This is a genomic window from Bacillus sp. UNC41MFS5, from assembly GCF_000686805.1.
In genome coordinates this window covers 187719-198532 of record NZ_JMLP01000015.1, presented here as the reverse complement: position 1 = coordinate 198532, position 10814 = coordinate 187719, and the positions used below count along the sequence as shown (strand labels likewise).

The window sequence follows — 10814 nt, the reverse complement described above, 5'->3', positions numbered from 1 at the left end:
TCCCTATCCGTCGTGGGCGCAGGAAATTTGAGAGGAGCTGTCCTTAGTACGAGAGGACCGGGATGGACGCACCGCTGGTGTACCAGTTGTTCTGCCAAGAGCATCGCTGGGTAGCTATGTGCGGACGGGATAAGTGCTGAAAGCATCTAAGCATGAAGCCCCCCTCAAGATGAGATTTCCCATAGCGCAAGCTAGTAAGAACCCTGAAAGATGATCAGGTTGATAGGTCAGAGGTGGAAGCGTGGTAACATGTGGAGCTGACTGATACTAATCGTTCGAGGACTTAACCATTTTTAAGGTGAACTCTGAGTTTACAAAAAACTTCTTCTGCATTATCTAGTTTTGAGGGAATGAAACCTCAAATTTTATAGTCTGGCAGCAATGGCGAGAAGGTCACACCCGTTCCCATACCGAACACGGAAGTTAAGCTTCTCAGCGCCGATGGTAGTTGGGACACGCGTCCCTGTGAGAGTAGGACGTTGCCAGGCAATTAAAAAGACAACTTGAAAAGGTTGTCTTTTTTTGTTCGGTTATATTTAAATGGTGATAATTGTGCCCATGGAAGAAGAAATAAGTTCGGGACGGACACTCTGAAAGGCTCACAGTGCCTATGGAAGAAGAAATAAGTTCGGGACGGGCACTCTGAAAGGCTCACAGTGCCAGTGAAAGAAGAAATAAGTTCGGGACGGGCACTCTGGAAGCTTCACAATGCACATGGAAGAAGAAATAAGTCCGGGACAGGCACTCTGAAGGGCTCACAGTGCCTATGGAAGAAGAAATAAGTTCGGGACGGGTGGCTCTGTAAAGCTCACAGTGTCAACAAACGAAGAAAAAAGCCAGACCTGTCATTCTAATCTAAGATTCATGATAATCATCGGCAAAGCGGCTGCATCCAAGTCATTAAAAGCGACACCTTTCAAAAAGAACAACTCAACGGGGCTGTTCTTTTTTTGTTTACATAAATTATTTTTCCGTTAATGTTTTTAACATCAAACATTGCAAACACTAACACTACGTATGTTGAAGACAAGTGGGTGGTTTGATGGATTGGATGGATTTGCTGCATCACTATAAACTGACAAGCATATTATTAGCAGCTATTATTGCAAGGATCATTGTTTTTATCATAAATAAAACCGTTCATAATTTTTTTCTAAAAACCCATTTCATTGAAGAACGGAAAGAGCAGACGATTGAAAGCATGATTCGTTCCTTAACTAAATATACGGCAACCCTTAGTTTCATCTTTTTTGCTATATCTCAATATGTTAGTAATTTTGGAAGAATTTTGGCTGGGGCAGGTATACTCGGGGTAATCCTTGGGTTTGGAGCGCAAAGCATCATTAAAGATATCCTATCAGGTATTTTCTTGATTTATGAAAAGCAGCTGCATAAAGGTGACTTCATCACCATCAATAATACTTTTAATGGTACAGTTGTCGATATAGGATTAAGGTTCTTAAAGATACGAGAATGGAGTGGCAAGGTTTTAACAATCAGCAATGGTGAAATAAAACAGATTCATAACTTCAATATTGAACAAATGCGGGTGATTGAAAGAATAGTGGTAAGCTACCGGGAAAATCCTGAAAGGGTACTTGAAATTCTTGAATTTGCCTGTGAAAAAATCAATGAGCTACACGGAGCATGTTTAAAGTTAGATTACGCTAATTGTCCGATAGAACCATTCCAAGTATATGGAATGACCACCATCAATTCAGGATACCGAGGGATTGAATATACGGTCACGGGCCTTGTTGATGATACCTTTTACTGGGATGCGGCAAAAGAAGCGAGGCGGATAATCGCTCAAACATTGTTTGATTATGATATAAAATTGGCAGAAGACACAATGTTAGTAAAACCGGTTGACAATATTTTTTTAAAAGAGGGCAAATAATAGTGGGAAGGGAGGTACTTAATGGTAATGGGTAAAAAGAAAATGCAATTTGAGGTACAATCAAATGAAAGTATTGAGGACTGCTTGAATAGAATGAAAAAGTTGGGCTATACACCTGTACGCCGAACGGAAAAGCCGATATTTCAAGAAATAAAAAAAGGCAATGAAACTATTTATGAACCAATTGCCCGCCAAATTATCTTTGAGGGCACTTTAGTAGAGTAAAACACGAACATTAAAGTGGTATTTAAAAATATTGTTCGATTAATTGGTTGACACCTAATGAAGATGATTGTAAGATATAGAAGTGAATTAATCAATAACAATTTATCTTTACCCTCGTATATCCATGGGAATATGGCCCATAAGTTTCTACCCAATAACCGTAAATTATTGGACTATGAGGGAAAGTCAATATGTTCGGTATGATTAAGGGCGGGACCCTTAATTTGTTATCTACTACTATGCCCGAACAAATGGCTTTCTCTTACATGAGAAGCTATTTGTTTCGGGCTTTTTATTTGGGAAAAAAGGGGGATTTGCGATGTCCATTCTTGTTGGAGTGATCATGGGAAGTAAATCGGATTGGGAAACAATGAAGCATACTTGTGAGGTTCTCGACCAGTTTGAAATTGCTTATGAAAAAAAGGTGGTATCAGCCCATCGGACACCTGATTTGATGTTTACATATGCGAAGGAAGCCAGAGAAAGAGGTTTAAAGGTGATTATTGCCGGAGCTGGCGGAGCGGCCCATCTTCCTGGGATGGTAGCAGCACAAACCACTTTGCCAGTAATCGGTGTTCCCGTCCAAACACAGGCCTTAAAGGGGTTAGACTCATTGCTGTCTATCGTCCAAATGCCGGGTGGTGTACCCGTAGCTACTGTGGCAATAGGCAAAGCAGGTGCAACGAATGCTGGTTTACTAGCAGCACAAATCCTAGCAACGGGTGACGCTGAATTGGCTGGAAAATTAGAAGCAAGAAGAGAAGCCACTAAACAAGAAGTATTAGAAAGTAGTGATCAACTTGTCTAACCAAACGATTTTACCAGGAGCAACGATTGGAATTATCGGCGGCGGCCAACTTGGCAGAATGATGGCTCTAGCGGCAAAGGCTCAAGGCTTTCGGATTGCGGTACTAGAACCAACGACAGACTCTCCGTGCGGACAGGTTGCAGATATTGAGGTCATTGGGGCTTATGATGATCGCGAAGCCATTAGTAAATTAGCGGAAGTTAGTGATGTAATAACCTATGAATTTGAAAACATAGATGCAGATACACTAGAGTGGTTATGTAACCAAGCAAATGTCCCGCAAGGCCCGCGGTTATTAACAATCACGCAGGACAGAATTAAGGAAAAGGCAGCAATCCAACAAGCAGGTGTAGAGGTTGCTCCATATGAAGTGATCGATAACATCGAGGATTTATTTTTAAAGATAAATACCATCGGATATCCGGCTGTCCTGAAAACGGCAAGAGGCGGTTATGATGGGAAGGGCCAACTGGTAATCAGGGAACAGCAGGATTTAGTAAATGGCGAACCTTTGCTAAAACATGGTGCCTGTGTATTAGAAAAATGGATTCCCTTTGAAAAAGAAATATCAGTGATCGTGACACGCAAGCAAGATGGTGAAACGACATTTTTTCCGGTAGCTGAAAACATCCATGAAGAGAATATTTTAAATACGACGATTGTTCCAGCTAGAATTTCAGAAATTTTACAGAGTGAAGCTGTTCAGCTGGCAAATAAGCTGGCTGATTCGTTACAATTAGTCGGGACGCTGGCTGTCGAAATGTTTTTGACTAATGATGGGACCATTTATATTAATGAATTGGCACCACGACCGCATAATTCCGGGCATTTCTCCATCGAAGCTTGCGAAACGTCACAGTTCGAGCAGCATATCCGCGCCATTTGTAATTGGCCGTTAGGAAGAACGGGGCTATTAAAACCGGCTGTTATGGTCAACCTATTAGGAGAGCATCTTGATCAACTGTATAAGGAAATACCGGTGTTGATTGACTGGAAGATTCATTTATATGGGAAAAAAGAAGCGAAAATAAAACGGAAAATGGGTCATGTGACTATTTTGCGTGAGAGTGTCGAGACGGCCCTTGCAGAAATTAACGAGAGCAGCATCTGGAAACCAGTAAAAGAAAAGATCGGGGGATAAAACATGATTGATCGTTATACACGACCGGAAATGGGAGCAATTTGGACAGAGGAAAACCGCTTTAATGCTTGGCTTGAGGTAGAAATACTGGCCTGTGAGGCATGGGCAGAACTAGGTGACATCCCAAAAGAAGATGTGAAGAAGCTTCGCGAAAATGCGTCTTTCAATATTGACCGCATTAATGAGATTGAAGTAGAAACACGGCACGATGTAGTTGCTTTTACCCGCGCAGTATCTGAAACATTAGGGGAAGAGAAGAAATGGGTTCATTACGGTTTAACGTCAACGGATGTTGTTGATACGGCCCTATCTTATATCCTAAAGCAGGCCAATGCGATTTTACAAAAGGACTTGGAAAACTTCATTGAGATTTTAAGAAATAAAGCAATTGAACATAAGCTTACTGTCATGATGGGACGGACGCATGGGGTTCATGCGGAACCAACAACTTTTGGCTTAAAGCTTGCGCTATGGTATGAAGAAATGAAACGGAACCTAGAACGATTTAAGCAGGCGGCAGAAGGGATCGAGTTTGGGAAAATCTCTGGTGCGGTCGGTACTTATGCAAATATTAATCCGTTTGTAGAACAGTATGTTTGTGAAAAATTAGGACTGCAAAGAGCACCAATCTCTACGCAGACCTTACAGCGTGACCGTCATGCCCACTACATGTCAACGATTGCGTTGATTGCTACTTCAATTGAGAAGTTTGCTGTTGAGGTTCGCGGGCTGCAAAAGAGTGAAACGCGTGAAGTAGAGGAATTCTTTGCAAAAGGTCAGAAAGGATCCTCAGCAATGCCGCATAAGCGGAATCCGATTGGTTCAGAGAATATGACGGGAATTGCACGTGTAATTCGCGGGTATATGCTTACTGCCTATGAAAATGTACCGCTTTGGCATGAGCGTGATATTTCCCATTCATCAGCGGAACGGATTATCTTACCTGATGCAACGATTGGTTTGAATTATATGCTGAATCGTTTTGGTAACATTGTGAAGAACTTGACGGTTTACCCAGAGAATATGAAGCGTAATATGGAGCGGACACTGGGCTTAATTTATTCTCAACGTGTATTGCTTGCGTTAATTGATAAAGGTTTATCTCGTGAAGAAGCGTATGATACTGTTCAGCCGAAGGCAATGGAAGCTTGGGAAAAACAAGTTCCTTTCCGCAGCTTGATTGAAGCAGAGGAAAAGATTACTTCACTGCTATCAGAAGCTGAAATTGCTGATTGCTTTGATTATAACTATCATCTACAACATGTAGATACCATTTTTGACCGCTTAGGGTTGAATGAATAGGGTCTATTGACGACCGAACAAGCGAAAAAAGCAGGGTTAAGGTAGCCAATAAGGGTTATTGGCTACCAAACTCGATAATAATGGATCAGTTAGAGAGCCAATAGCCATTCTCAAAAAAATAGTTCACTTATTTTAGGGTATCTGACATCTTGACTATCATGAAGATTCCCAATATTGCAAAATAGGAGGCGTTTCCCCATGAAAAAACCTTTATACGAAGGAAAAGCAAAGCGAATTTACGCAACAGACGATGAACAGATTGTTTTGGTCGAGTATAAGGATTCAGCAACCGCCTTTAACGGAGAAAAGAAGGCTGACATCACTGGAAAAGGGCGTTTAAATAACGAGATTACTAGTTTGCTATTTTTAAAGCTTAAAGAACAGGGAATTGAGTCTCACTTTATCGAGCGTGTTTCCGAAACGGAACAACTAGTGAAAAAAGTATCGATTATCCCGCTTGAAGTGGTTGTACGGAATATTGCAGCAGGAAGCCTCGCAAAGCGATTGGGAATCGAAGAGGGACGCGAGTTAACAACTCCAATCGTAGAGTTTTACCTGAAAAACGACGAACTAGGTGATCCACTTTTAACAATCGATCACATCCTTGAATTGCAAGTGGCAACTACTCAGGAGACAGCGATTTTACGAGAAAAGGCACTCCAGATTAATACTGTTTTATCAAGCTTTTTCAATGACCTTGGCATACGTCTCATCGATTTTAAACTTGAGTTTGGAAAAGACGCTGAAGGCACAATATTACTAGCCGATGAAATCTCCCCTGATACCTGCAGGCTGTGGGATAAAGAAACAAATGAAAAGCTCGATAAGGATGTATTCCGACGTGATTTAGGAAGCTTAACAGATGCCTATGAAAATATTTTAGCGAGATTGGGAGGACGTCAGCATGTATAAAGTAAAGGTATTTGTCACATTAAGAGAAAGTGTTTTAGACCCACAAGGAAAAGCCGTAACTAACTCTTTACACTCTTTAAACTATAAGGAAGTAGCCGATGTCAGAATCGGTAAATATATGGAATTAACGATTGAAAAATCCGACCGTGATATTAATGAAGTGATCAATGAAATCTGTACCAATCTTTTAGCTAATCCTGTCATCGAAGACTACCGTTACGAAGTAGAGGAGTGTGTTACACTGTGAAATTTGCAGTAATCGTCTTCCCTGGATCGAATTGTGACATTGATATGTTCCATGCCATTCAAGATGAACTCGGAGAGCAGGTTGAATATGTTTGGCATGATTCTGAGAGTTTAGAAGAATTTGATGGAATTCTGCTTCCAGGCGGCTTTTCCTATGGCGACTATTTACGTACAGGAGCCATCGCTAGATTTAGTAATGTCATGAAGGAAGTCATTAAAGCGGCAGAAGCAGGAAAGCCGGTCCTTGGCGTTTGTAACGGATTTCAAATTCTGCTCGAAGCAGGGTTACTGCCAGGTGCAATGAGACGCAATGAAAGCCTATCGTTTATTTGCAAGCCAGTGGAGTTAAAGGTAGAAAACAATCAGACGATGTTTACGAATGAATACAGTGCAGGAGAAAGCATCGTAATCCCTGTCGCCCACGGTGAAGGAAATTACTATTGTGACGAGGAAACACTCGAAAAGTTAAAAGCAAATAATCAAATTGTCTTTACCTATAATCAAAATCCGAACGGAAGTCTTGCAGATATCGCAGGAATTACCAATGAAAAAGGAAATGTCCTTGGAATGATGCCTCACCCGGAAAGAGCCGTAGATGAATTGCTCGGCAGCGCCGATGGTTTAAAGATGTTCCAATCGATTGTAAAAGCTTGGAGGGAAGCACATGTTGTCAACGCTTGAACCAAATCCTACTCAGATTAAAGCAGAAAAAATTTATCAGCAAATGGGTTTGTCCGATGAAGAATTTGCAATGGTTGAAAACATTCTTGGCCGCACACCAAACTATACCGAAACAGGTCTTTTCTCGGTTATGTGGTCGGAACACTGCAGCTACAAAAATTCAAAGCCTATTCTAAAAAAATTCCCTATTACAGGTGAAAAGGTTCTTCAAGGGCCAGGGGAAGGAGCTGGTATCGTTGATATCGGCGATGAGCAAGCGGTTGTTTTTAAAATCGAAAGTCATAACCATCCATCCGCAATCGAGCCATATCAAGGCGCAGCAACAGGTGTAGGCGGGATTATCCGTGATGTTTTCTCGATGGGAGCTCGTCCAATTGCAATGTTGAACTCACTGCGTTTTGGGGAACTAGATTCTGCACGCGTACGCTATTTATTCAAAGAGGTTGTTGCTGGGATTGCCGGCTATGGAAACTGTATTGGTATTCCGACGGTTGGCGGCGAAATCCAGTTTGACCCTTGCTATGATGGAAATCCTCTAGTTAATGCGATGTGCGTTGGATTAATTGACCATAAAGACATCAAAAAAGGGCAAGCACATGGTGAAGGAAATACCGTTATGTATGTGGGGGCAAAAACCGGCCGTGACGGAATCCATGGTGCAACATTCGCTTCTGAGGAATTAACGGAACAATCAAGTGAAGACCGTCCAGCGGTTCAGGTTGGCGATCCTTTCATGGAGAAGCTGTTGTTAGAAGCTTGCTTAGAACTCATTCATTGTGATGCACTAGTTGGAATTCAAGATATGGGTGCAGCCGGACTTATTAGTTCATCTGCAGAAATGGCCAGCAAAGCTGGAATGGGTATTGAGATGAATCTAGACTTGGTGCCACAGCGTGAAACAGGAATGACTGCCTACGAAATGATGCTGTCTGAGTCCCAAGAACGGATGCTTATCGTTGTTAAAAAGGGAAGAGAACAAGAAATCGTTGATCTTTTTGAAAAATACGGTTTAGAGGCCGTAGGGATTGGAACGGTGACTAGCGATAAACAGATGCGCCTTTTCCATAAAGGAGAAATCGTGGCGGATGTTCCGGCTGATGCACTAGCGGAAGAAGCACCGGTTTATCATAAGCCATCAAAAGAACCAAGCTATTTTGCTGAATTCCAAGCGATGGAAAATGAAGTTCCTCAGGTTGACGATTTGAAAGGAACGTTAGTAAGTCTTTTAAGCCAGTCAACGGTAGCGAGCAAGGAATGGGTTTATGAGCAATATGATTATATGGTGCGTACAAACACGGTCGTTTCACCAGGTTCTGATGCAGCGGTTGTAAGAATCCGCGGCACACGAAAAGCGCTGGCAATGACAACGGATTGTAATTCACGTTATGTCTATTTGGATCCTGAAGTAGGCGGGAAAATCGCCGTAGCTGAAGCTGCACGTAATATTGTATGTTCTGGTGCAGAGCCTTTAGCGATTACAGATAACCTAAATTTCGGTAACCCAGAAAAGCCAGAAGTGTTCTGGCAGATTGAAAAAGCAGCCGATGGCATGAGCGAAGCCTGCCGTGTCCTTGAGACACCGGTTATCGGCGGTAATGTTTCTTTATATAACGAAACTAGTGGAACTGCAATCTATCCAACACCTGTAGTAGGGATGGTTGGTTTAGTAACGGATCTTGACCATATTACCACACAGCACTTCAAACAGAACGGCGACCTTATTTATCTAGTAGGGGAAACAAAGGATGAATTTGGCGGCAGTGAGCTGCAAAAGCTTCTGAACGGAAAAGTATTCGGTAAAGCACCTGAATTAAATGTAACAATCGAAAAAGAAAGACAAAACCAGGTTCTTGCTGCGATTCGTGCAGGAGTGGTGGAATCCGCGCATGATTTATCAGAGGGCGGTTTAGCGGTTGCATTAGCTGAATGTCTTTTTGCGAATGAAAAGCTTGGCGCAGAAGTAACCATCGCTGGAAATTCAGTTTCAGCTTTATTCAGTGAAACACAATCCCGTTTCCTTTTAACAGTAAAAGCAGAACATAAGAATGAGTTTGAAAGTTTAGTAGATGCAGTACAAATCGGAACAGTGAATGATACAGCAAAACTGCAAATTACAAATGGTGAGTCAACTGTACTTGAAGCTTCGATTGAAGAATTAAAAGCGGCCTGGAAAGGGGCGATCCCATGCTACCTGAAATCAAGGGATTAAATGAAGAGTGTGGCATCTTTGGTGTCTGGGGGCACCAGGATGCAGCGCAGCTGACCTATTATGGACTTCACAGCCTGCAGCATCGCGGCCAGGAAGGGACCGGAATTGTGGTCTCAGATGGCAAACAGCTTAAAGGGGTAAAAGGTGAAGGACTAGTTGCTGAGATTTTTACCACGGAAGCGATGAAGGAACTGACAGGCACATCAGCCATCGGTCACGTTCGTTATGCTACAGCAGGAGGCGGCGGTTATGAGAATGTTCAGCCGCTCCTGTTCCATTCACAAACTGGAAGTCTTGCACTTGCCCATAATGGAAACTTAGTTAATGTTAATTCATTAAAACATCAGTTAGAAGCTCAAGGGAGCATTTTTCAAACAAGCTCAGATACCGAGGTTTTAGCACATCTAATGAAAAGAAGCGGCTACACTGATTCAAAAGACCGTGCTAAAAACGCGCTCTCTATGTTAAAAGGTGCCTATGCTTACCTAATCATGACAGAAAACGAATTAATGGTGGCACTGGATCCGCACGGATTAAGACCTCTTTCGCTTGGTTCCCTGGGTGATGCCTATGTTGTTGCTTCGGAAACCTGTGCCTTTGATGTCGTGGGAGCGGAATATATTCGTGATATTCGGCCAGGAGAACTACTAATTATCAATGATCAGGGGCTAGTATCTGAACAATTTGCTGTAAGTTCAACAAAAGCGATTTGTACGATGGAATATATTTATTTTTCAAGACCGGACAGCAACATTCAAGGAATCAATGTCCATACCGCCCGCAAAAATATGGGCAAAAGGTTAGCCATAGAGGTACCAATTGAAGCCGATGTTGTCACTGGTGTTCCTGATTCAAGTATTTCAGCGGCGATTGGCTATGCTGAAGAAGCAGGAATTCCATATGAAATGGGCTTAATCAAAAACCGTTATGTAGGCAGAACCTTCATTCAACCTTCTCAATTGTTACGGGAACAAGGGGTTAAGATGAAACTTTCAGCCGTTCGTGGAGTCGTGGAAGGGAAACGGGTTATCATGGTTGATGACTCAATCGTACGCGGGACGACGAGCAGAAGAATTGTTAATCTCTTGAAAGAAGCAGGAGCGACAGAAGTACATGTGGTCATCAGCTCCCCTCCGATTAAGAATCCATGTTTTTATGGGATAGATACATCAACAAAAGAAGAATTAATTGCCTCTGATAAAAGTGTGGAGGAAATAAGAGAACTTATTGGAGCAGATTCATTAACCTTTATCAGTGTGGAGGGCATGATGCATGCTTTAGGCCAAGAAGGTACGAATGGCTATTGCCTAGGCTGTTTCACAGGAAATTATCCAACTGAAATTTATCCAGATACACTCCAATATTATTATCAGAAGTAGGAAGGAGCGAG

At 42.2% G+C, this 10814-nt stretch carries 10 protein-coding genes, 2 rRNA genes and 1 riboswitch; all 12 genes read left to right on the top strand.

Annotation, left to right across the window (positions count from 1 at the left end):
* A 23S ribosomal RNA gene (locus BR30_RS0108905) occupies window positions 1-291 on the top strand; the annotation flags it as partial.
* 80 nt (window positions 292-371) lie between these two features.
* A 5S ribosomal RNA gene (gene rrf, locus BR30_RS0108900) occupies window positions 372-488 on the top strand.
* 554 nt (window positions 489-1042) lie between these two features.
* The gene (locus BR30_RS0108895) at window positions 1043-1900 is read left to right on the top strand and encodes a mechanosensitive ion channel family protein (protein WP_051633525.1); all 858 of its coding nucleotides are present in this window, start codon (window positions 1043-1045) and stop codon (window positions 1898-1900) included.
* Between the two features lie 21 nt (window positions 1901-1921).
* Window positions 1922-2125, top strand: coding sequence for an NETI motif-containing protein (locus BR30_RS0108890; RefSeq protein ID WP_026564728.1), 204 nt, complete (start codon window positions 1922-1924; stop codon window positions 2123-2125).
* 94 nt (window positions 2126-2219) lie between these two features.
* Window positions 2220-2321, top strand: a riboswitch (purine riboswitch).
* 123 nt (window positions 2322-2444) lie between these two features.
* Window positions 2445-2933, top strand: coding sequence for a 5-(carboxyamino)imidazole ribonucleotide mutase (purE, locus tag BR30_RS0108885; RefSeq protein ID WP_026564727.1), 489 nt, complete (start codon window positions 2445-2447; stop codon window positions 2931-2933).
* Window positions 2926-4074 carry a 5-(carboxyamino)imidazole ribonucleotide synthase gene (gene purK / locus BR30_RS0108880; protein WP_026564726.1) on the top strand — a complete coding sequence of 383 codons (1149 nt, stop codon included), beginning with the start codon at window positions 2926-2928 and terminating at the stop codon, window positions 4072-4074. The genes purE and purK overlap by 8 nt, the downstream gene beginning before the upstream one ends.
* 3 nt (window positions 4075-4077) lie before the next feature.
* Window positions 4078-5376 (top strand): adenylosuccinate lyase, encoded by a 1299-nt coding sequence (purB, locus tag BR30_RS0108875; protein WP_026564725.1) that lies wholly within the window; start codon window positions 4078-4080, stop codon window positions 5374-5376.
* Window positions 5377-5574: 198 nt separating this feature from the next.
* Window positions 5575-6288: a phosphoribosylaminoimidazolesuccinocarboxamide synthase gene (purC, locus tag BR30_RS0108870; protein ID WP_026564724.1), complete on the top strand. Its 714-nt coding sequence runs from the start codon at window positions 5575-5577 to the stop codon at window positions 6286-6288.
* Window positions 6281-6535, top strand: coding sequence for a phosphoribosylformylglycinamidine synthase subunit PurS (gene purS / locus BR30_RS0108865; protein WP_026564723.1), 255 nt, complete (start codon window positions 6281-6283; stop codon window positions 6533-6535). Before purC ends, purS begins: the two co-directional genes overlap by 8 nt.
* Window positions 6532-7215 (top strand): phosphoribosylformylglycinamidine synthase subunit PurQ, encoded by a 684-nt coding sequence (gene purQ, locus BR30_RS0108860; RefSeq protein WP_026564722.1) that lies wholly within the window; start codon window positions 6532-6534, stop codon window positions 7213-7215. The genes purS and purQ overlap by 4 nt, the downstream gene beginning before the upstream one ends.
* Window positions 7199-9424, top strand: a complete 2226-nt coding sequence (purL, locus tag BR30_RS0108855) for a phosphoribosylformylglycinamidine synthase subunit PurL (protein WP_026564721.1) — start codon at window positions 7199-7201, stop codon at window positions 9422-9424. The genes purQ and purL overlap by 17 nt, the downstream gene beginning before the upstream one ends.
* A complete protein-coding gene (purF, locus tag BR30_RS0108850; protein ID WP_026564720.1) occupies window positions 9400-10803 on the top strand; it encodes an amidophosphoribosyltransferase in 1404 nt (467 codons plus the stop codon). Before purL ends, purF begins: the two co-directional genes overlap by 25 nt.
* Window positions 10804-10814: the final 11 nt, after the last annotated feature.